Annotated in this window: 18 protein-coding genes; 5 read left to right on the top strand and 13 right to left on the bottom strand. The window is 65.8% G+C overall.

Annotation, left to right across the window (positions count from 1 at the left end):
• Position 1: 1 nt before the first annotated feature.
• The 3 genes from AC1PPK_RS11930 to AC1PPK_RS11920 all read right to left on the bottom strand — a co-directional run bounded on the left by AC1PPK_RS11930 (position 2) and on the right by AC1PPK_RS11920 (position 4704).
• A complete protein-coding gene (locus AC1PPK_RS11930; RefSeq protein WP_481118027.1) occupies positions 2-1282 on the bottom strand; it encodes an MdtA/MuxA family multidrug efflux RND transporter periplasmic adaptor subunit in 1281 nt (426 codons plus the stop codon).
• Between the two features lie 188 nt (positions 1283-1470).
• Positions 1471-2667: a PepSY-associated TM helix domain-containing protein gene (locus AC1PPK_RS11925; protein ID WP_481118026.1), complete on the bottom strand. Its 1197-nt coding sequence runs from the start codon at positions 2665-2667 to the stop codon at positions 1471-1473.
• Positions 2668-2682: 15 nt separating this feature from the next.
• Positions 2683-4704 (bottom strand): TonB-dependent receptor, encoded by a 2022-nt coding sequence (locus AC1PPK_RS11920; RefSeq protein ID WP_481118025.1) that lies wholly within the window; start codon positions 4702-4704, stop codon positions 2683-2685.
• A gap of 300 nt (positions 4705-5004) precedes the next feature.
• On the opposite strand from AC1PPK_RS11920, the gene AC1PPK_RS11915 reads away from it, so the two are divergent.
• Together AC1PPK_RS11915 and AC1PPK_RS11910 are read left to right on the top strand one after the other, a co-directional pair.
• Complete coding sequence (locus AC1PPK_RS11915; RefSeq protein ID WP_481118024.1) at positions 5005-5487, top strand: hypothetical protein; 483 nt, start codon at positions 5005-5007, stop codon at positions 5485-5487.
• A gap of 99 nt (positions 5488-5586) precedes the next feature.
• Positions 5587-6366 carry a 2'-5' RNA ligase family protein gene (locus tag AC1PPK_RS11910; protein ID WP_481118023.1) on the top strand — a complete coding sequence of 260 codons (780 nt, stop codon included), beginning with the start codon at positions 5587-5589 and terminating at the stop codon, positions 6364-6366.
• Between the two features lie 575 nt (positions 6367-6941).
• On the opposite strand, the gene AC1PPK_RS11905 is transcribed toward AC1PPK_RS11910, so the two are convergent.
• The 5 genes from AC1PPK_RS11905 to AC1PPK_RS11885 are packed head-to-tail and all read right to left on the bottom strand — an operon-like array spanning position 6942 to position 12034.
• Complete coding sequence (locus AC1PPK_RS11905) at positions 6942-8219, bottom strand: amidohydrolase family protein (protein WP_481118022.1); 1278 nt, start codon at positions 8217-8219, stop codon at positions 6942-6944.
• A complete protein-coding gene (locus AC1PPK_RS11900; protein ID WP_481118021.1) occupies positions 8207-8893 on the bottom strand; it encodes a TetR family transcriptional regulator C-terminal domain-containing protein in 687 nt (228 codons plus the stop codon). Before AC1PPK_RS11900 ends, AC1PPK_RS11905 begins: the two co-directional genes overlap by 13 nt.
• Entirely contained in the window at positions 8890-9522 is a 633-nt protein-coding gene (gene upp / locus AC1PPK_RS11895; RefSeq protein ID WP_481118020.1) for a uracil phosphoribosyltransferase, read from the bottom strand. The genes AC1PPK_RS11900 and upp overlap by 4 nt, the downstream gene beginning before the upstream one ends.
• 26 nt (positions 9523-9548) lie before the next feature.
• A complete protein-coding gene (locus AC1PPK_RS11890) occupies positions 9549-10793 on the bottom strand; it encodes a URC4/urg3 family protein (protein WP_481118019.1) in 1245 nt (414 codons plus the stop codon).
• Positions 10790-12034: a GTP cyclohydrolase II gene (locus tag AC1PPK_RS11885; RefSeq protein ID WP_481118018.1), complete on the bottom strand. Its 1245-nt coding sequence runs from the start codon at positions 12032-12034 to the stop codon at positions 10790-10792. The genes AC1PPK_RS11890 and AC1PPK_RS11885 overlap by 4 nt, the downstream gene beginning before the upstream one ends.
• 470 nt (positions 12035-12504) lie before the next feature.
• On the opposite strand from AC1PPK_RS11885, the gene pal reads away from it, so the two are divergent.
• Positions 12505-13032, top strand: coding sequence for a peptidoglycan-associated lipoprotein Pal (gene pal, locus AC1PPK_RS11880; protein ID WP_481118017.1), 528 nt, complete (start codon positions 12505-12507; stop codon positions 13030-13032).
• A 32-nt stretch (positions 13033-13064) separates the two neighbouring features.
• On the top strand, positions 13065-14405 hold the full coding sequence (locus tag AC1PPK_RS11875; protein WP_481118016.1) for a chloride channel protein: 1341 nt from the start codon (positions 13065-13067) through the stop codon (positions 14403-14405).
• A 9-nt stretch (positions 14406-14414) separates the two neighbouring features.
• Here AC1PPK_RS11875 and AC1PPK_RS11870 read toward each other — a convergent pair whose 3' ends face one another.
• From AC1PPK_RS11870 to AC1PPK_RS11860, 3 genes are all read right to left on the bottom strand, one after another.
• A complete protein-coding gene (locus AC1PPK_RS11870; protein WP_481118015.1) occupies positions 14415-14780 on the bottom strand; it encodes a hypothetical protein in 366 nt (121 codons plus the stop codon).
• A gap of 104 nt (positions 14781-14884) precedes the next feature.
• A complete protein-coding gene (locus tag AC1PPK_RS11865; RefSeq protein WP_481118014.1) occupies positions 14885-15664 on the bottom strand; it encodes a gamma-glutamyl-gamma-aminobutyrate hydrolase family protein in 780 nt (259 codons plus the stop codon).
• 36 nt (positions 15665-15700) lie between these two features.
• Positions 15701-16213: a MarR family winged helix-turn-helix transcriptional regulator gene (locus AC1PPK_RS11860; protein ID WP_481118013.1), complete on the bottom strand. Its 513-nt coding sequence runs from the start codon at positions 16211-16213 to the stop codon at positions 15701-15703.
• 115 nt (positions 16214-16328) lie between these two features.
• Between AC1PPK_RS11860 and AC1PPK_RS11855 the strand changes: the two genes are divergently transcribed.
• Positions 16329-16943, top strand: a complete 615-nt coding sequence (locus AC1PPK_RS11855; RefSeq protein WP_481118012.1) for a hypothetical protein — start codon at positions 16329-16331, stop codon at positions 16941-16943.
• Here AC1PPK_RS11855 and purT read toward each other — a convergent pair.
• Entirely contained in the window at positions 16918-18138 is a 1221-nt protein-coding gene (gene purT, locus AC1PPK_RS11850) for a formate-dependent phosphoribosylglycinamide formyltransferase (RefSeq protein WP_481118011.1), read from the bottom strand. The genes AC1PPK_RS11855 and purT overlap by 26 nt on opposite strands.
• 83 nt (positions 18139-18221) lie before the next feature.
• Complete coding sequence (locus tag AC1PPK_RS11845) at positions 18222-19853, bottom strand: methyl-accepting chemotaxis protein (protein ID WP_481118010.1); 1632 nt, start codon at positions 19851-19853, stop codon at positions 18222-18224.
• Between the last annotated feature and the right edge of the window lie 367 nt (positions 19854-20220).

Raw genomic sequence — 20220 nt, 5'->3', positions numbered from 1 at the left:
GTTAATGCCCCGGGCGACCGCCGCCGTTACCGTTACCGTTGCCGCGCTTTCTCTCCCGGCCCGGCGCATCGACAGCCTTCGGGTCGATGGCCTCGATCTGGGCCCCGTCCTTCAGCTTGTCGAGGCCGTCCACGACGATCCGGTCACCGGCAGCGAGGCCGTCCTCTACGACGGCCTTGTCGCCATCCACCGGCCCCAGCTTGACCGGCACAGACGCCACCTTGTTACCTTCGCCGACCTTGTAGACATAGCTGCCCTTGGCGCCCTGCTGGACGGCCGCGGTCGGCACAGTGACGACGCCGGACAACGTATCGAGGATCAGGCGCACATTGACGAACTGGTTCGGGAACAGGCTGCCGTCCTTGTTGGCAAAATCGGCCTTCAGCTTGACGGTGCCGGTGGTGCTGTCGATCTGGCTATCCACCGCCAGCAGCTTGCCGTCGGCGAGGTGGTTCTTCATCTCACGGTCCCAGGCCTCGGCGACCAGCCCCTTGCCGTCGCGCACGCGCTTCATGACCGCCGGCAGGCGGTCTTCTGGCACTGGGAAGACCGCGGTGATCGGACTCACCTGGGCAATGGTCACCAGCCCGGTGGTGTCCGACGCCTTGATGATGTTGCCCGGGTCCACCGCCCGCAGGCCAGCCCGGCCGGTGATCGGCGCCTTGATCGTGGTGTAGGACAACTGCAGCTCGGCACTCTTCACCGCCGCTTGGTCGGCCTGCACGGTGCCCAGGTACTGGCGCACCAGCGCCTCCTGGGTCGCCACCTGCTGCTCGGCGATGGAATCCTGGCGCAGCAGGACCTTGTAGCGGTCGAGGTCGATCTGTGCGTTCTTCAGCAGCGCCGCGTCCCGCGCCAGCTGGCCACGGGCCTGCTCCAGCGCGGCACGGAAGGGATCGGGGTCGATCAGCGCGAGCACGTCGCCGCTATTGACCGTCTGCCCCTCGGTAAACTTCAGCGCCAGCAGCGGGCCATCGACCCGGGAGCGCACGGTCACCTGGTTGCGCGGCACCACGCTGCCGAGGGCCGGCACCATCACCCGGATGTCGCCGGTCGCGATGGTGGCGAGGCTTACCGGGATCGGCCGCTCGCCGCGCCCGTCACGGCCGCCGCGCGGTCCATTGGCCGACTTGCCACCACCTCCTCCGTCTGCGTCAGCCGGACTGCGGTGGGTGTAATACCAGCCGCCGCCAGCCGCCAGGGCCAACACGATGAGCCAGGGAAGAATACGACGACGGGGACGGGAAACAGGGTCGGACGGAGCAGAGGCAGGGCTGGACATGGAGCGTTTTTCCGGAAGGCGCCGGCCCGCTACAGGCCGGCAGGTCGAAGCCACCGAGAGGCGGTCGCAATCCTACACGATGCATTCGTAAGACTGCGTAAAGACCCCGTAAGGAAAAAACTGTTCGCGCAAATTCACTGGAGAGGGGCGGAAATACATCACAAGCATCTCCCCGAGCGCATGCCGGATCACTCGACGTCGGACATCTGCAAGCGCGCGGAAGCGGACTGGGCCTGCTCCGGAAGCGCGCTCGAAAGTCGCCGCAGTCCGCTCACCGAACGGGCGCGGACCTTGTGCCGCCAGCGCAGCCAGCCGGTGACGAACAGCAGCGCCGGCAGCAGCCCGGCCACGCAGGCGACGATGCGGCCGGGCTGCCCGAAGGCCTCGCCGTTGTGCAGCGGATGCATCCAGGCCAGGAAGCCGTCGCCGGCGGACTCGCGCAGCGGATCGCGCACCGCCAGCACCTGTCCGTCATGCGGGCCCACCCATACCTGGGAGCGAGGGAAGCGCCGGCCGGGCTCGCCGGGCTGGTGGAAGCGCACCGAAATCGGCCGCCCCGCGCTGCCGGAGGTCTCGACCCAACGCAGTTCCGCGTCGGGGAAACGGCCGCGGGCAATGCGCACCGCGGCATCGAGGGAGATCGGCGCCACGCCATCGTCCAACAGCCCGGCCGGCGGTCGGTAGGTTTCGCGCAATGGTGACGCGCTGGCAACCAGATCGCGGGTGAAGTCCGGCAGGGCCAGCGCGCTGCCGGTCAGCGCTAGCACCAGCAACACCGGCAGGCCATAGACGCCGCCGAGCACGTGCAGATCGTAGGTGCAGCGGACCACGCCGCTGCGCAGCACCGGCTTCAACGCCGCGCCCAGACGGGCACGGCTGGGCCACCACAGGTAGAGCCCGCTGAGCAATGAAAATGCCAGCAGCAGGCCGAGGATGCCGACTGCCGTCTTGCCCCCCTCACCCGCCAGCAGCGTGTAATGCAGATCGAACAGCCAGGTCGTCGCGTAGTCGCCCCAGAAGCGCGCGCTGGTGACTTCCAGCGTGTGCGGATCGAGGCTCAGCATCAGCGGTGCGAAGCCGTGCCCGGCCGTTTCCGGCGGGTTGTAATAGCGGGCCAGCGCCGGCGCGTCCGCCGCCAGTGGCATCTCGATACGCCACGGGCCGTCCCGCTGTGGGTAGCGGGCACGCAACGCCTGGAACACCGCCTCCGGCGACGGCGCGGGCGCCGGTGCGCTGACGCGGATCTGCGGATTGAGGAGGCCGTCCACCTCCAGGTAGAAGATCAGCGCGCTACCGGTGAGCCCGAGCAGCACGAACAGGCCGCCGGCCAGCAGGCCGACGTAGAGGTGCAGCTTGACCCACAGACGGCGCAGTTCGCGTTTCATCCGGGCTTGCGAAGATCAGAACTTGACCGCGACGCTGCCGTACACGCTGCGCGGCGCACCCGGCGCGTGCAGGGACTGGGCGCCGTCCCACCACACGTACTCGCTGTAACGGTCGAACAGGTTGCGCACCTGCACCTCGAGATTGATGCTTGGGCTCAGGCGATAGGCCGCCGCCACGTTGGCCAGCGTATAGCCGCCGAACTTGCCTGTGCTGTTGGTCCGCTCCAGATAATAGCCGCTCTGCCCGTTCACCCATGCCGACAGGCGCCAGGCCTCGCTGGCCTGGTAATCGGCGCCGAGGTTGTAGAGCAGATGCGGCACATGGTCGATCTCCTTGCCGACAGTGCCGGCGGACGCCACATCGGCCTGCAGGATCTTCGAGCGCTGCAGCGCGGCGCCGACCCACAGGCCGAGCTGACGCGTGGGCTGCGCGTTGAGCTGCAGGTCCACGCCCTGGCGGCGGGTCTGGCCGATGTTCTCGGCGTCATTTGCCGGATCGTTGAGCTTGCGCCGCGCCTCGTTGGACGCCGTCTGGCGCCAGGCCGCCAGGCGGCCCTCCAGCCAGGCCAGCGGACGGAACTTGACGCCGGCCTCCCAACCTTCGTTGATCGACGGCGAGAGGTCGGCCATCTGGTTCACCTTATAGGAAGCCGTGCCAACGCCGACCTGGAAGCTGCGCCCCCAGTTGCCGTACACCGAGTACGCGTCGGACAGCGCATACACGGCACTCATCTTCGGCTGCTTGATCGTGCCATAGTCGTTGACGTCGTAGGTTTTGCCGTTGAGGCGGTTGGTGTAGGTCCCGTCCACGCGGTCGGCGCGGAAGGCCGGCGTCAGACTCAGGCCGGGCAGCGGCTTGAGCACGGCCTGCACGAAGGCGCCGGCGGTGTCGAACTCGAAGGCCTGGTCGCGGGTCTGGCTCTGGCGCACCTGGCTGACGGTGTTGTAGCGGGTGCTGCGGTTGTCCTGGCGCTCCACGTCGAGGCCGCCCATCACCGACAGATCGCCGAGGACGGTCTTGCCGGCCCTCCAGGTGAGCGTCGTGGATGCGCCGCTGTGGGTTTCCGCGACGACGCGCTCCTGCTGGGAGACGTTTGCCGAGAAGGTCACGAAGCGACGATCGTCCAGATTGTTCAAGTAAATCTGGCCGGTCCAGAACAGCTGACTGCCCAGCGCGGTTTCTGCCTGCAGCGCCACCTGCGTCGCCAGACGACGGTCCGCGTCGGTCGCGTTGTGGGCCGGCGACTGGTCGGGATCGGCGCGGCGCTGGGTGTCGGTCAGGTAGCCCGCCTCGTCGGCGCGGGCGGTGGAATGGCGCAGGATCAGGCCGAAGCGGCTGTCGCCGCCCTCCGGCGTGATGAACCACTTGGCGCTGAAGGCGCCGTTCTCGGCACCGGAATGGGCCCGGTAGCCGTCGGTAGAATTCACCGCCAGCGCGTAGTTCTGCGCCAGCGCGCCCTGCTCGATGCCCGCCGCTGCCTGCAGCTCACGGGTCTGGAAGCTGCCGAGGGTGGCCCGCCCCTGCACGTAGTTGCCACCGCTCTTGGTGATGATGTTGGCGTTGCCGGCAATGTTGTGCAGGCCGTAGCGCGGATCGTTGGTGCCGCGCACCACCTCGATGGATTCGATGTCCAGCCGCGGCGCCAGGTCGATGTAGGGCATGTTGCCGTCGTTGCTGTTGGACGGCACGCCGTCGATCAGCAGCTTGACCGCGTTGATCTCCCCTTCCCCGTTAAAGCCGCGCATGGAGAACTTGCCGGACGTGGTGCCCTGGCCGAACTGGGTCAACATCACGCCGGGCAACTGGCCGAACAGCTGCCAGTTGTTGGCCACCACCTGATTGGCGATGCGCGCCTCCGGCAGGATGTCCACCGAGCTCAGCACCCGCCGGGCCTGCAGCGGGCCGTCGGCGCTGCCGCTGACGACCACCTCGCCGAGGGTCAGCGCCACACTGTCGGCGGTATCCGCCGCATGGGCCGGAAGCGTCGCCAGCATGGAAACGGCAACGGCGATGGGGGTCAGTCTTGCGGAAATCATCGAAAGCCTCGTCGGTCGGGAACTGGGCCCGGACTGTAACAAGGCAGTCCCGAGAAGTTTCTTGATACGGGCCAGGAAACGGGCTGTTGCGACACTATGTCGCAGCAAGAGCCAGCCTCCGCCGCATCTCGCATCCGCGTTCTTGACCTGGGACAAGCCTGGGCTGGAAATGTCCGTCCGGCCCTTGCCCATCGATCAGCAACGCCTAATATTGATGGCGTAACACGGTTTCAGCCCCGGACGAATGGCCGGCGGGCGGCCCCGGAGATGAATGACGGCCCGCATGCATGGGAGATCACGATGAAGATGTTCAGACAATGCGCCCTGGCCGGCATGGCGAGCCTGCTGATGGCCGGCGTTGCGGTGGCCCAGCCGGGCCCGGGCATGGGCGGCGGCGGAATGGGCGGCGGCGGAATGGGCGGCGGCGGAATGGGCGGAGGCGGAATGGGCGGAGGCATGGGCCCCGGCATGATGCAGGGCGAACGGCCATGCATGAAGGCCGATGCGACGGCGAAAGCGGACATGGGCCCCAACTGCGGCTGGCGCATGAACCGCCGCAACACACCGGGCATGGGCCTGATGACGCCCGAAGAACGCCGCGCCCACCGGGACAAGATGCGCTCGCTGAAGACGGCCGAGGAATGCCAGACTTACATGGCGGAGCACCATGCGCAGATGGCCGAGCGGGCCAAGGCCAAGGGCATCACCCTGCCGGCGCCGCGCAGCAACGCTTGCATGCGCTTCGGCACGCCCACCGCACCAGCAACGGCACCTGCAAAATAGGCAGTCCAGTCATCAAGGATCCCGTCACCGTGCGGGACGGGATGATCGTCGGCGCCCCAGCGGTTATGCTGGCGCGCTGACGACTTCCAATCCCGCCCCATGCCGATCCGCGACGAGTCTGCTTTCTACCTCGCCATTCCCGACAGCGTCTTCGATCTAGCCCGCGATAGCTTCGCCGCCGCCGGACGGACGCTGCGCAACGTACGCCGGGATTTCCACGAATGGCATCTCGGGCGCCCGCACTACGCCCTGTGGGCCATCGACGTAGACTTGCCGGCAGTACGGCAGCTGTCTTACGACGCGGCCCAGCGCCTGAATGGCGTGCTGCTCGACGACTACCGCCGCCAGCCGCACATCACGCTGGCTCTGTGTGGTTTTCCAAGCCTCCAGCCAACGCATCCGGATGATTTCGGCCCGACCGAACTGGAGCGGCAACTCGACACCCTCGGGCAGCTGGCTGGTGGCCCTTTCCAGGTAGAGATCGGCGGCCTGGCGAGTTTCACGTCGGCGCCTTTCCTTCCCGTACGCGATGTGGATGGCGGTATCGGCCAGTTGCGCTACGCCCTGTGCGGTCCACGGACCGAACCCGGCGGCCCATATACACCCCACGTCACCGTTGGCCTTTACGGCGGGGAATGGCCGACGGCCCCACTGCTGGAGCGCCTTGCCGCCGGCAGTGAAGAGGCCGTCATCTGCACGGTCACGAGCCTCAGCCTGATGTGCTACGCGGCATCCGACATTGGCGGACCACTGACCACACTAGGCAAATTCGATCTTGCCCACAGGCGCTGGGAGGGCCCGATCTCACGGATTTTGCCCACCATGGAGCCTGAGCAGCCCTTGCCTAATTTTGCAGCAATGCTAAAAAATACTGACTAAACAGTGACATGCTATCCCCTCCCACACCTTATCCACAGGGTTGACCACGTGTGGTGGGGAAAAGATGGGGCAAATCCTCACAAATCCACAGCCCTATTCTGGGGCGCGCGTCATGTGCGTTGCACAAAATTGAAGCAAACGATAAAAATGCTGCTAGATCAGTCATCTAGAGCCACCTTTCACAACTTACCCACAGGGTTGACCACGCTGGACGGGGATAACACACAGCCTGCGACAGGCTCGCGAACCCGGATGTCCACAACAAGCTGCCGCTGAAAAAGGTTTGCAAACCCCGTTTCGAATCATTGAAAAAGCTGCCCAATTTTGTGGCAGAAGTAAAAAGCACTTAATTTTCAATGATCTGTTTACACCCCTCACACCTTATCCACAGGGTTGACCACGACCAGCGGGGATAACCCACAGTCTCAGCAAGAATCCACAGGGCTCTCGTTTCCAGCCCAAAAGGTGCATTGCACAAAATTGAGGCAAACACTAAAAGCGCTGCTCAATCAGTAATCTAAGCCTGCGTTTCACAACTTACCCACAGGGTTGACCACGGCGGACGGGGATAAAGCTCAGGTCCGCGGAGAGAAATCCACACGGGACGGCCGTCCCAGCAGGTCCAGCGTGGCCACCGCCGCCGGGCTACGGGCGACGATCCGCCCGCCACGCAGAACCAGCAGGCGCGTCGCCCGCAGGCGCAGAGCCTCAATGGGATCGGTAGCTTGCAGCAGCACCAGATCGGCGCGGCAGCCCGGTTCGAGGCCGTAGCCGTCCAAGCCGAGGATGCGTGCCGGCGTCGCCGTCACCGCCGCGAAGCAGGCGCGCATACCGTCCTGGCTGGTCATCTGCGCGACGTGGAGGCCCATCGCAGCCACCTCCAGCATGTCGCCGCTGCCCAGGCTGTACCACGGGTCCATCACGCAATCGTGGCCGAAGGCGACCGGAATGCCGGCCGCCAGCAGTTCCGGCACGCGGGTCATGCCGCGGCGCTTAGGGTAGGTGTCGTGGCGCCCCTGCAGCGTGATGTTGATGAGCGGATTGGCGACCGCTGCCACACCCGCCTCGGCCATCAGCGGCAACAGCTTGGACACGTAATAGTTGTCCATCGAATGCATGGAGGTCAGGTGGGAGCCGGTAACCCTCCCCTGCAAACCCAGGCGCTGGGCGTGAAAGGCCAGGGTCTCGATGTGGCGCGACAGCGGGTCGTCGGACTCGTCGCAGTGCATGTCCACCGGCAGGCCTCGTTCGGCGGCCAGTTCGCACAGGATGCGCACCGACTCCGCGCCGTCGGCCATCGTGCGCTCGAAATGGGGAATGCCGCCGACCACGTCGACGCCCATGTCCAGTGCCCGCTTCAGATTGTCCAGCGCACCAGGGCTGCGCAACACGCCATCCTGCGGAAAGGCCACCAGCTGCAGATCCAGATAAGGACGCACCTTTGCCTTCACGTGCAGCAGGGCTTCCACCGCCAGCAGGCGCGGGTCGCACACATCCACGTGGGAGCGGATCGCCAGCAGGCCCTTGGCCACCGCCCAGTCGCAATAGGCCAGCGCCCGCTCCACCAGCGCCTCCTGGGTCAGCAGCGGCTTCAACTCCCCCCACAGGGCGATGCCTTCCAGCAGCGTTCCGGACTGGTTCACCCGCGGCAGGCCGTAGGACAGGGTCGCGTCCATGTGGAAGTGGGCGTCGACGAACGGCGGAGTGACGAGTTGGCCGGCCGCGTCGATGACTTCTCCCGCTTCGCCGGCCAGCGCCGTTTCAACAGCGGAAATACGCCCGTCGCGGATGCCGATGTCCATGCCACGACGCCCATCGGGCAGGTTGCAGTTGCGCAGGATCAGGTCGAACACGGGAAACTTCCTTCCAAAATAGGGGGCGCGAGACCGCAGCCGCGCAACACCAGGTTCAGCACATGGGCCGTGGCCCGCCGGTAATCGGCCGGCCCCAGGCTGCGGCGGTTAAGCACTGCGCAGACCTGGGTTTCGAAGTCGGCGTAGGTCTGGGTCAGTGCCCACAGGCTGATGAACAGATGTACCGGATCCACCGGCGCCAACTTGCCGGCGGCAATCCAGCCCTCGATCACCGCCGCCTTGTCGGCCACCAGCAGGCGCAATTCATTACGCAGATAGTCGCCGATCTCCGGCGCACCATGCAGCAACTCGTTGGCGAAGACCCGCGACGCGTCCGGGTGCTCGGCGGTGAGACGCATCTTGGCTTCGATGTAGTGGGCCAGCGCCTCGCGCGGGTCGGCGTCGGCATTGATGCGGTCGGTCTCCGCCAGCCAAAGGCGCAGGATGTGCGCCAGCACGGCCCGGTAAACCTCGGCCTTGGTGCCGAAGTAGTAATGCAGATTGGACTTGGGCAGGCCGGCCACGACGGCTATCTCCGCCATCGTGGCGCCCTGGAAGCCGGCCCGCGCGAAGACTTGCTCGGCGGCCGCAAGGATGGCGGCCTCGTGCTGGCGCCGGATGCGCCCGCCGCGCGCGGGCGTTTCCACGTCCCCGAGCGGCGGCGCTACCGTCATTTGGTACCGAAGATGCGGTCGCCGGCGTCGCCCAGGCCGGGCACGATATAGCCGTGCTCGTTGAGGTGGCTGTCCACCGCTGCGGTCGTCACCGGCACGTCCGGGTGGGCCTCCCGCAGCGCGGCCAGGCCTTCCGGCGCAGCCAGCAGGCACACGAACTTGAGACTGGTCACGCCGGCCTCCTTCAGGCGCGACAGGGCCGCACTGGCCGAATTGCCGGTGGCCAGCATCGGGTCGACGACGATCACCAGGCGGTCTTCCACATCATCCGGCAGCTTGAAGTAGTACTCGATGGCCTCCAGCGTTTCCGGATCCCGGTACAGGCCGATGTGCCCGACCCGCGCGCCGGGCAGCAGGTCGATCATGCCGTCGAGCATGCCGTTGCCGGCCCGCAGGATGGACACCAGGCACAGCTTCTTGCCGCTGATCACCGGCACCTTGCAGGCCGCCACCGGCGTGGTCACGTCGATCAGCTCGGTGGGCAGGTCGCGGGTCACCTCATAGGCCAGCATGGAGGCGATCTCCCGCACCAGGCGGCGGAAGTTGTCGGTGGTGGTCTCGGCGCTGCGCGCCATGGACAGCTTGTGCTGAAGCAGGGGGTGGTCGATGACGGTAACGGGTGCGCTCATACAGTCCTCCAGTGCTTGCAGTGGTTTCAGAATACAGTACCGTCGCTGATCAGTTTCACCGGCGGCGCGCCACCGGTGCGGCGTTGGGCGGCAATGCGGCGGCCGGCCGACCAGGTGCCGCCTTCCAGCACGCGGGCCAGCGGAAAAGCCTCCGGCGTCAGCCCAAGCAGTTCGCGGACGGCGAGCGCGAGCCGGTCGAGGCCGATGACGGTCAGCGCCCGCCATTCGACGATGGGCGGCGCATCCACCGTCCAGGCATGGCGCCAGAAGCGCTCCTCCCGCGGACGGATCAACCCGAAGTCGAGCAATAAGCCACCGTTGCGATACTCCGGCAGGCCGGTCAGTTCGTCCAGCCCGGTGATCGTCAGCCCCGCTGTTTCCAGCGGTTCGAGCAGGGAATAGGTGAGCCACTGGGTCAGCTTGTGGAAAGGCAGCAGGCCATCCTCCAGCGCCGGATGGGCCCAGCAGTCGCCGAGCGGGACGCCCTGCAGCACCACGCGGCCCGGCCACACCGGCCCGAGGGCGCGCAGCAGCGTGCCGAGCACGAAGGACGCGGCGAGCTTGCCGTCGATGGCGTGGGCCAGCAGGTAATCCACCAGAGTGCCGGCGCGGGCCGGCGTGCCGAACACCGCCGGCGTTGCTTCCATCACCGCACCCAGGCGTTGCAGTAGCGCGCTTCGCCCGTCCAGCCCGACCAGCGGATTGGCCGGCCCGACCTGGAAGGCTTCGGCCAGCACTTCCGGTGTCAGGCGCTGCAGCGCCGCCGCATCGCAGCGCAGCGGGCTGGCCGGTTCGGCAGACAGCGCGCCACTGGCGAACAAGGCCAGACTGGCCACGCCAAGCCCTTCGGAGCGGCCCAGTTCCATGACGCCGGCCACGTCCCGGTAACGCCACTCAGCGCCCGCGCCGGCATCCAGCAGCACGCTGGGGATGACCAGATCGACCGCCACGCGAGCCTGCTCCAGCCGGTCCCCGTCGAGGCCATGGGTGCCGACCAGTGCGCCCCAGCGATTCCTGCCGCCCGCCTCGAAGTGGCGCCAGCGGCTGTGGTAGGGCACGTCGAGATCCGGGTAGTTGAGGCGGATGGTCTGCGCGACGTAGTCCGCGCACGCGGACAGTTGCTCCGGGTCCCAGGTGAAGAACGGCGACAGGCCAGCCTCCACCCGCGCCGTCACCACGCGGCAACGCTCGCGCACCGCCGCCGAGCTCAGCAGGGCCGCCGCCGGATGACCGGCGGAGACCGGCGTGTGCCATCCCGATCCATGATTCATGCGTGCAGCCCCCTGCCTTTGGCGACCGCCAGTTCGGCCGCGCTCGGCGGCGCCACCGGCGTGAAATAGCCGGCCGCCGTCTTGGCGTCCATCTCCACCCGCGCATCGGCGGGAATCAGCGCGTCGGGAATCGCCACCTGTTCGACGACCTGGATGCCGGCGGCGGTCAGCGCGCCGTGCTTCATGTTGCTCATCGACGCCCAGCGGTCGATGCGTGTGATGCCGAGCCAGTGGAAGACGTCCGGCATCAGCTCCTGGAAACGCATGTCCTGCACGCCGGCGACACATTCGGTGCGCTCGAAGTAGGTTTCGGCGCGGTCGCCGCCGAACTGGCGCTTGCGGGCGTTATAGACCAGGAACTTGGTCACCTCGCCCAGTGCCCGCCCCTCCTTGCGGTTGTACACCACCAGGCCGACACCACCCCGCTGGGCCATCTCCACGCATACCTCGATGCCGTGAGCGAGATAAGGCCGGCAGGTGCAGATGTCCGATCCGAACACGTCGGAGCCGTTGCATTCGTCGTGAACGCGACAGGCGACCTGCGTTTCCGGACGGCCGAGCAGGCTCACGTCACCGAAGAAATAGAGCGTCATGCCGCCGATCGGCGGCAGGAAGACCTTCAGGTCGGGCCGCGTGACGAGCTCCGGGAACATCCCGCCGGTCTGCTCGAACAGCGCCCGTCGCAGCGCGCTCTCGGTGATGCCGAAGCGCTCTGCCACGCCGGGCAGGTACCACACCGGGTCGATGGCGGCTTTGGTCACGCGCACATCGCCGTTGGCTTCGAGGATGTCGCCGTCCGGCACCAGGCGGCCGGCCTCGATGGCATCGCGGAGCTCCGGCATGTTGATGTGGGCGGTAGTCACCGCAATGGTCGGGCGGATGTCCATGCCCGCTGCGATCTCGGCGGCGAACTCCTGGGCCACCCGGTGCCCCCATGGGTCGAGGGACACTATGCGCCCCGCGTCGGCCCACTGGGGATGGGGTCCGATGCCGGTGGCCGGCACGGTGTTGGTGAGGTCCGGCCGGTGGTTGGCCTGCAGGTTGCCGGCCGCCACCGCCAGCGCCCGATACACCGAATAGGAACCGGAGTGGGTGCCGATCACGTTACGCAGCGCTGGCTCAGCCAGGCCCGCCACCAACGGCCCCCGCTCGGCGGCGGTGGCGGCGCCCCAGCGGATGGTGGATACCGACCGCCCACGGCTGGCACGGGGATGGGAAGTCAGAACGATATGGGACGCCATGCTTCGCTCCTGAAAACCTGACCATATGGTCAATTTTCTATTAGCGAGTTTCATGCCATCGGAAATCAGCCCGTTTTCAGGCTCGGAATGAGTCAAGCACGCACTATTGCAGTGCACCATTCCGATCTGGCGAACCCAGTCGGTGCGCGACGCCCATCGCTTTCACCTGGGATCGGGCATGAATCCGGCCCACCTGAAAGCCCAATGCCACCCTTTCACAAAAACATTTACACAAATACAATTGATGTCAATCGATAGCTGTAAGCTCAGAACTGACTTCCGTGTGCCCTTCGCCGGCTCCCTGTTGTGACGGATGCGCCCGCATCCACGAAGCACCGACCGCCCCCGATCGCCTCCCCACCGACCAGGCCCTTGCGCCTGCCCGGACGGCCAGCCTGCCCCGCAGACGCGAAGGCCACGTCAGGACATCATCTCGACCGTTTCCCTCCCACCACTCCTGGAGTTACTCCGTGAACAAGTCCTTGTTGTCCACCCTTGCCTGCAGCCTCGTGCTGGCCGCCTGCTCGACCACCGCGCAAAAGCCCACCGCCTCGACCGAGCAACCGGTTTCCGCCGCCCAGGCCGCACCGGCACCGGTCGCAGCCCCCGGCATGTCTGCCGCCGAACTGGAAGCCCAGAAGCTGAAGGCCCAGCGTGAAGAACTGGCCAAGAAGAGCGTCTATTTCGCCTTCGACAAGTTCGCCGTCGAGACCAAGTACCGTGACGTGGTGAAGCAGCAGGCCGACTTCCTGAACGGCCATGCCAAGGACGCCGTCACCGTGGAAGGCAACGCCGACGAACGCGGCAGCCGCGAATACAACCTGGCCCTCGGCCAGAAGCGCGCCGAGTCCGTGCGCAAGGCGCTGGTGCTGCAGGGCGTGCCCGATGGCCGTATCGAAGCGGTGAGCTTCGGCTCCGAAAAGCCGCGCGCAAGCTGTGCCGAGGAACGCTGCTGGGCCGAGAACCGCCGCGTGGACTTCCAGCACAAGGACAAGTAAGCCGTTCGTCGGCTCCCGTGGGGAAACAGGTCGTGAAGCGTACGAAGATCAACCCTCGACGCAGCGGCCTGCTCAGCACGCTCCGCTGGCGGACCCGCATCACCCTCTGGCTGGCCGCGCTGGCGGCCGGGGTGATCGTGGCGGGATTCGCCAAGCTGGCGGAACTGGCGCTCACCCTCTTCGGCGGGCTTTCTTCAGGCAGGCCCTGGCTCCCCTTTCTGCTGACCCCATTGATCGGCATGAGCACTGTCTGGCTCACCCGGCGCTACTTCCCCGGAGCCCAGGGCAGCGGCATCCCTCAGGTAATAGCGGCAACGCGCCTGGCCGCACAGGGAAAGGCAGTCCGGCAACTGGTCTCGCTGCGCATCGCGTTCGGCAAAGTGAGCCTGGGCGCGTTCGCTCTGATCGGCGGCTTTTCCTCCGGTCGTGAAGGCCCTTCGGTCCAGGTGGCCGCCTCAATCCTCCACGCTGCGCACAAGCTGCTTCCCAATACCCGTGCCTTACGTGCTTCGGATCTCATCCTGGCTGGCGGAGCGGCAGGCGTCGCCGCGGCCTTCAACACCCCACTCGCGGGCATCGTCTTCGCCGTAGAAGAGCTCGGACGGCGCCTGGAAACCCGGACCAGCGGCGTGTTGGTCAGCACCATCATCCTGTCGGGACTGGTCGCCATTGCCTTGCTTGGCAACTACAACTACTTCGGACATGTGAAGGATGGTCGGATCGATCAGTCCTTGCTGCTTCCCGTCGTAACCGCTGGCGTAGCCTGCGGCGTGTCCGGCGGCCTGTTCAGCCGGCTGATGCTGTTGCCGATGAGCTTTCGGGAACACGTGCTGTGGCGATGGCGCGAGACGCATCCGATCCTGTTTGCAGGCGGTTGCAGCGTTTTCGTGGCACTCGCCGGTTTCATCAGCGGCGGGGTGTCCTACGGCAGCGGCTATACGATTACCGCCCATGTCGTCGCCGGCCAAATGGAACTCCCCTGGTATGCGGCGCCTTCCCGCTTCCTAGCCACACTGGCCAGCTACTATTCGGGGATTCCCGGAGGCATCTTCGCCCCCTCGCTGGCAATCGGGGCGGCCATCGGGTCTCCCCTGACGTCCCTGCTTGGTATCGGCGAAGGCATCCCGGCCTTCATCGCACTGTGCATGGCGGGTTTCCTTGCAGCCGTAACCCAGGCACCAATCACCTCCGCGATCATCGTCATGGAGATGATCGACGGACATGGAATGGTCATCAGCCTGATGGCTGTCACGCTGATCGCAAAGGCGATTGCTTCACGCATCAGCCCTGAACTCTATCAGCAACTGGCGCTCGGTTTCCTGCCCAGCCCGCTGCATGGCCCCGTGCAACAGCAGCGGCCACCAACGCCTTAGCAAGCGATATCACGCGCCACTGTGCAACCTTCCACTGGCCAGTGTGCCGTGGGCTTGAGCCTCGGCCCACAGGGCTCGCGCGAAGGTTTTCCAAATCACCCCACCGTGGCTCTCGAAGCCAACGCTGGCGCTCTCCTGCATCGTGCGGAGCATTAACGCCGCCAGGCCGAACAGCTCGACCTTGGCGAGCAGCTGGTAGTCGATGGGCGTCGCCATCGCCCGCTGGACGTCCGACGACACGTGTTCGATCGCCTCCCGCGCCAGCGCCCGCACCTGCTCCGCATTGCTCCAGTCGATACCGAGGGCCACCCCTCGGCGCTCGATCTCGCGCTCGATGTCCTGAGTGTCCTGAAGATAGTTCTCAAAACCGGCCATTGAATGGTTCCTGTATTGGAGGCGAACCGGCTGGCCGTCTCATGATTGGATATCGGGTGGAGCCTTCTCACTCAGAATTGGTTCCGGAACGGACGACGAACGGCTCAGCGCCCCCGTGCCGCCGCGGAGAAGGCATCGAGCAGCGGCAGGCAGTCGAGCAGATCGGACCTTCCCGGCGTGTGGAATTCGGGATGCCACTGCACGCCGACCAGGAAACTGCGGCCGGAGTGGCGGATCGCCTCCACCATACCATCCTCGGACGACACTGCCTCGACGACCAGATCACGGCCCACCGTCTTCACGCCCTGATGGTGGATGGACACCACGCGGCCGCCCTCGGCGCTTCCGAACCAGCGCTCGAACTGACCCTTCTCCTCGAAGCGCACCGAATGGTGGTGCAGATCGTAGGCCTCGGCCTGATGCATCGCCGAACCGCCGAACTGGGTCGGAATGTCCTGGTAGAGCGAACCGCCGAAGGCCACGTTGATCAGCTGCATGCCGCGGCAGATGCCGAGCACCGGCTTGCCGAGCTCGACGAACTCGTGCAGCAGTTCCATCTCGTAAGCATCGCGAACCCGGTCGCCGGTCCATTCCTCCTTCAGCGGCTGCTCGCCGTAAGCTTCCGGACTCACGTCCGCGCCCCCCTGCAGCACCAGGCCGTCGAGATATTCGGCGTAATCGCGCAGGCGGATGCTGCTGCGGTGGATCGGCCCGTCCTTCAGGATGGACGGCACCATCAGCACCAGCACGTCCCGCGACATGAGCCACTGGGCGATCGACTGTTCGAGCACCTGCAGGGTCTTCGACTCGAGCCCTGTCGCGCCGGCCTTCGGATGGAACAGGCGGGCCGACAGCCCGATGCGGATCGTCTTGTTCCTTGCCACGCTCGCTCTCCTTCCGGGGCCGGCGCCCCGCAACGTCTACAGATCGGCCAGCGGCTTGTCGACGCTCCGCTCGTCACGCGTCTTCAACTGGCCGATGACGCTGGCCAGCCCGGCCTGGAGCCGCAACAATTCTTCCTCGGACAAGCCTTGCAGGGCCTCCGGCAAGACGCCCTCGGCCGGGCCGGGTGCCGTCTGCAGCACGTCCGCCGCACTGTCGCTGACCTGCAGGCCAACCCGACGCTGGTCTTCCGGCTTGCGGCGCTTCGTCACCAAGCCGCGGGTCTCCAGCTTGTCCACCAACTGACTACATGTGGACTGATGGATCGACAAACGGCCCGCCAGTTCCGATACGCCAATACCCGGCGCACGGGCGATCTCATGCAGCAGCCACAGCTGGGAGCCCGATACGCCGCAGGTCTGCTCGACCTCGCGGAAATGCTGCTTCACTGAACCATAGATGAGACGGAACTGTTTGAGGACCGCAAAGGCCAACGATTCCTCTGCGGAGTTGGTGGCGAGCGCCTTGGAGTTGGAGTTTGCTAAATTCATTTACGGAAATTATATTTATACAAATTCAGTTTACTCAAGACAGTTCCACGTTCCCGGCCGCCATCGCCAGATCCCGGAGGCTGTCACACCCATCCAGAACTCTCAGGAAGCACCCATGCCTGCAATCGCCCCCGGCCTGCCCGACCGCGCCGCCGGCTCGCTGCGCCGCCTTCGCGACGCTCTCTTCCCCTTTGCCTGCGGCCTGCTGGCCACGGGCGGACTTCTGCTGACAAACAACGGTCTGGCCGGCGCCCCGGATCCGGGCAGCGCCATCGCATCGAGCACCCTCACCGTACAGCCCACCGGCTGGCGCAGTCTGGCCGGAGAAATCGCCCGCCTGGCCCGCGCCGTCGGCCTAAAGGCCGCCTGGCAGGACGACGTACGGTCAATCAACCTGACCGTCGACACGACCCAGGCCTTCGAGAACCGCCAGGCACAGCTGAGCCCCGCCTACACCTCGCTGCTCGGCGAGATCGCGCTGCTGGTGCAGGCCCGGCCGGAGATCCGCCTGATCATGACCGGCTTCGGCAACAGCCCGGCCACCCAGTACAACCCCGTCCTCTTCGGCCAGCGCCTGCGAGCCCTGCAGGTCTTCTTTGCCGAACACGGCATCGCGATCGGCCAGATCGAAACCCTGGTCAAGGACGTGGATGAGGCGGGCAGTCACGACACGCCGTCCGGCCGCACCGCGCCCGGACGGCTGATCAGCCTGCGCTTCGCACCGGCCTGACCTTGCTGGCGGCAAGCCCCGCCCGCGCCCGCGCCTCTTCCACATCGGCACCATTGGCCACCGCGACGCCCATGCGGCGCCGCGCAAAGGCCTCCGGCTTGCCGAACAGGCGCAGGTCGGCGCGCGGCACGGCCAGCGCATCGGCCACGCCTTCGAAGACGATGCCGTCGGCCTCTATCCCACCATAGATCACCGCGGACGCCCCCGGCTCGCGCAGGCTCACGTCCACCGGTAGCCCGAGAATCGCCCGCGCATGCAGTTCGAACTCGGAGAAGCGCTGGGAACACAAAGTGACCAGACCGGTGTCATGGGGGCGCGGGCTCACTTCCGAGAACCACACCATGTCGCCCTTCACGAACAGTTCGACACCGAACAGGCCACGCCCGCCCAGGTTGGCGGTAACCGCGCCGGCGATCTCCCGCGAGCGCTCGAGAGCCACCGGGCTCATCGCCTGGGGCTGCCAGGATTCGACGTAGTCACCGGAGACCTGCACATGGCCGATGGGATCGCAGAAATAGGTCTGCACGGTGCCGCTGGCATCACAGGCGCGCACGGTGAGCTGAGTGATCTCGTAATCGAAATCGATAAAACCCTCGACGATGACCCGCCCCTGATTCACCCGCCCGCCGGCAGCAGCGTAGTCCCAGGCCTTCTGCACGTCGTCCGGCCCCTTCAGCAGCGATTGGCCCTTGCCGGAGGACGACATCACCGGCTTGACGATGCACGGATAGCCGATTGCCGGCTGGCCGCCGGTGCCGTCGATGGCGGCCTGCAGCTCGGCCAGGGAGTCGGCGAAGCGATAGGGTGACGTGGCCAGCCCCAGTTCCTCGGCGGCCAGGCGACGGATGCCTTCGCGGTTCATCGTCAGGCGCGCGGCACGAGCGGTGGGAATCACCTCGGCCAGCCCTTCGGCTTCGATCTCGACGAGCGTGTCGGTGGCGATCGCCTCGATCTCCGGCACAATCAGGTGCGGCTTCTCCTTTTCGACCAGTGCGCGCAGCGCGGCGCCATCGGTCATCGGAATCACATGGGCACGGTGCGCCACCTGATGACCCGGCGCATTCGGATAACGGTCAACTGCGATCGTCTCCACTCCAAGGCGCTGCAGGGCGATCAGCACCTCCTTACCGAGTTCGCCGGAGCCCAGCAGCATCACGCGCAGGGCGGAGGGAGAAAGGGGGGTTCCAAGGTGCATGGCGGGCTCCGCGTCGATTGAGAGGCCGCGATTATACGGACTGCCCGCCGTGCGGCGGTCAGTCCGCACTCGCCATCCCCGTGTCAGGAGACGCGGAAACGGCCGATCTGCTGCTTCAGGTTGGTGGCGATCCCCTCCAGCTGGTGGGCGATAGCCGTGGTGTCGCGGATGGTGCCGGTGGTGTCCTCCACCATGCCGGCGATCTGCTCGACCCGCTGGGCGATGGCCGTGCTCGCCGCGCTCTGTTCGCGGGTCGCATCCGCCACGTCACCGACCCGCTGCAGCGTGGCCCGGGCCCCCGCCTCGATGGACTTCAACAACTCGGCAGCAGACGAAGCCAGTTCAACACCTTCCTGCACTTCCGGCAACGCCGCATTCATCGCATCGACGGCCCCACCTGTATCGCCCTGAATACCGACGATCATCTGCTCGATCTCGGTCGTCGCGGCGGAGGTCCGCTCGGCGAGCTTGCGCACTTCGTCTGCCACCACCGCAAAACCGCGCCCCTGCTCGCCGGCCCGTGCCGCCTCGATGGCCGCATTGAGCGCCAGGAGGTTGGTCTGGCCGGCGATATCCTTGATCACATTTGCGATCGACGACACTTGGCGTGCCCGTTCTTCAAGAGCCCGGATGCGGCCCGAAGCATCGGTGACGGTATCCGAAATCTTGCGGATCGCCGATGCTGCCAGACCGACCCGCGTCGAACCCTCCCCGGCCAGTTCGACAGCCTCCGTCGAGTAACGCGAGCTATCGGTAGCACTGTCTGAAATATGACTGGAGCTGACGGTCAGCTCCTCGATGGCGGCCGCCATTGCCGACGTGGCATCGGATTGCTGGTCGGCGGCGCCGGCAATCTGGTCCGACGCCATGGCAATACGGCCGGCGTTATCGACCAGACTATCGGCCTCCCGGTTGATCTCCGCAACCAGACTTCGCAAGGCCGCGACCATCGTCCCTGTCGCATGCAGCAGGCTGCCCGCTGGCGCGGTTCGTACTTCGGCGCTGAGGTCCCCCGACGCCACCCGCTGCATAACGGCAGCGACCTCGGCGGGCTCACCACCGAGTTGACGCAGGATGCTCGCCCCCAATTGCCAGCCAAGGGCGCTCAAGATCAACAGCAGCACGACCGCGATACCCCCGAAGACGCGAGCGACCGCTGCATACGACTTGTCCAGATCGTCGATGTACACGCCCGTCCCGACCGTCAGCTTCCACGGCTCGAACGCCGCGGCATACGCCAGTCGTGGCTCGGGCGATTGCCCCTTGACCCGTTCCCATGTGTATTCGACGAAATCACCACCGTGTCCTGCGGCTCCGATCAATTCCCGGATCAGAAACTTGCCGTGGCTATCCTGCATGTCCCATTTGCTCTGTCCTTCGAACTCCGGTTTTATCGGGTGAAGGAAAGTCAGGCCATCGTTCTGGTATACGAAGATATATTCATTGCCGCTGTAACGGACACCACGCAACACTTCCTTCGCACTCTGGCGGGCCTGCTCGTCGGATATTTTCCCGTCTCGTGCCTGGGCGTGGAAATACTTGACCACGCTCAATGCACTGTCGACCTGGCTCTTCAGCTTGTCCTGCCGCTCCTCAAGCATGCTCGACTTGAGTTCATAAAGAGCGGTTGCACACAGCACCAGCAGACCGATCAAGGCCAGACCGACCAGGGCCTGGATACGCGTCGAGACGCGCAAGGAGCTCGCAATGCTCATTTTTTTCTCCCATGTTTTCTTGTTCTGATATCGAATTTCACCAGTCTCTTATATGTACTCCTTAATTACGACCATCTGACATAAGCATGAATAGCATTTTTCTATTTACACATTGATTTATCGCACTTTGTTGACAAATCGCAAAGCCATCCCCCCCTCGCCACCAGGGTGCAAGTTCAGCAATTAGATAGAGCGCCTTTTCCCGTCGCAAACTGCACCGCCACCCGACTCACAGAGCGACACGCAAACAGGAGAAACCCTCGATGCGTCCCCGCCTGCTCTTCAGCCTGCCGCCGCTCACCTTCGTTACAGCCCCCATCCGCCACACCGCGCACGATGGCGGTGTCGCCGGCAGCGGGTGTCTTCG

The sequence above is a fragment of the Zoogloea sp. JDB1 genome (assembly GCF_056724025.1).
The sequence above is the reverse complement of the archived record's forward strand: the minus strand, read 5'-3'. Positions and strand labels throughout refer to the sequence as shown.

Bases quoted from the DNA above. Each gene is read 5' to 3' on its own strand.
- AC1PPK_RS11860 (WP_481118013.1), bottom strand. From the start codon at position 16,213: ATGAATTTAGCAAACTCCAACTCCAAGGCGCTCGCCACCAACTCCGCA.
- purT (WP_481118011.1), bottom strand. From the start codon at position 18,138: ATGCACCTTGGAACCCCCCTTTCTCCCTCCGCCCTGCGCGTGATGCTG.
- AC1PPK_RS11900 (WP_481118021.1), bottom strand. From the start codon at position 8,893: ATGACGGTAGCGCCGCCGCTCGGGGACGTGGAAACGCCCGCGCGCGGC.
- AC1PPK_RS11920 (WP_481118025.1), bottom strand. From the start codon at position 4,704: ATGATTTCCGCAAGACTGACCCCCATCGCCGTTGCCGTTTCCATGCTG.
- AC1PPK_RS11855 (WP_481118012.1), top strand. From the start codon at position 16,329: ATGCCTGCAATCGCCCCCGGCCTGCCCGACCGCGCCGCCGGCTCGCTG.
- AC1PPK_RS11925 (WP_481118026.1), bottom strand. From the start codon at position 2,667: ATGAAACGCGAACTGCGCCGTCTGTGGGTCAAGCTGCACCTCTACGTC.
- AC1PPK_RS11885 (WP_481118018.1), bottom strand. From the start codon at position 12,034: ATGGCGTCCCATATCGTTCTGACTTCCCATCCCCGTGCCAGCCGTGGG.
- AC1PPK_RS11915 (WP_481118024.1), top strand. From the start codon at position 5,005: ATGAAGATGTTCAGACAATGCGCCCTGGCCGGCATGGCGAGCCTGCTG.
- AC1PPK_RS11870 (WP_481118015.1), bottom strand. From the start codon at position 14,780: ATGGCCGGTTTTGAGAACTATCTTCAGGACACTCAGGACATCGAGCGC.
- AC1PPK_RS11930 (WP_481118027.1), bottom strand. From the start codon at position 1,282: ATGTCCAGCCCTGCCTCTGCTCCGTCCGACCCTGTTTCCCGTCCCCGT.
- AC1PPK_RS11845 (WP_481118010.1), bottom strand. From the start codon at position 19,853: ATGAGCATTGCGAGCTCCTTGCGCGTCTCGACGCGTATCCAGGCCCTG.
- AC1PPK_RS11910 (WP_481118023.1), top strand. From the start codon at position 5,587: ATGCCGATCCGCGACGAGTCTGCTTTCTACCTCGCCATTCCCGACAGC.
- upp (WP_481118020.1), bottom strand. From the start codon at position 9,522: ATGAGCGCACCCGTTACCGTCATCGACCACCCCCTGCTTCAGCACAAG.
- AC1PPK_RS11890 (WP_481118019.1), bottom strand. From the start codon at position 10,793: ATGAATCATGGATCGGGATGGCACACGCCGGTCTCCGCCGGTCATCCG.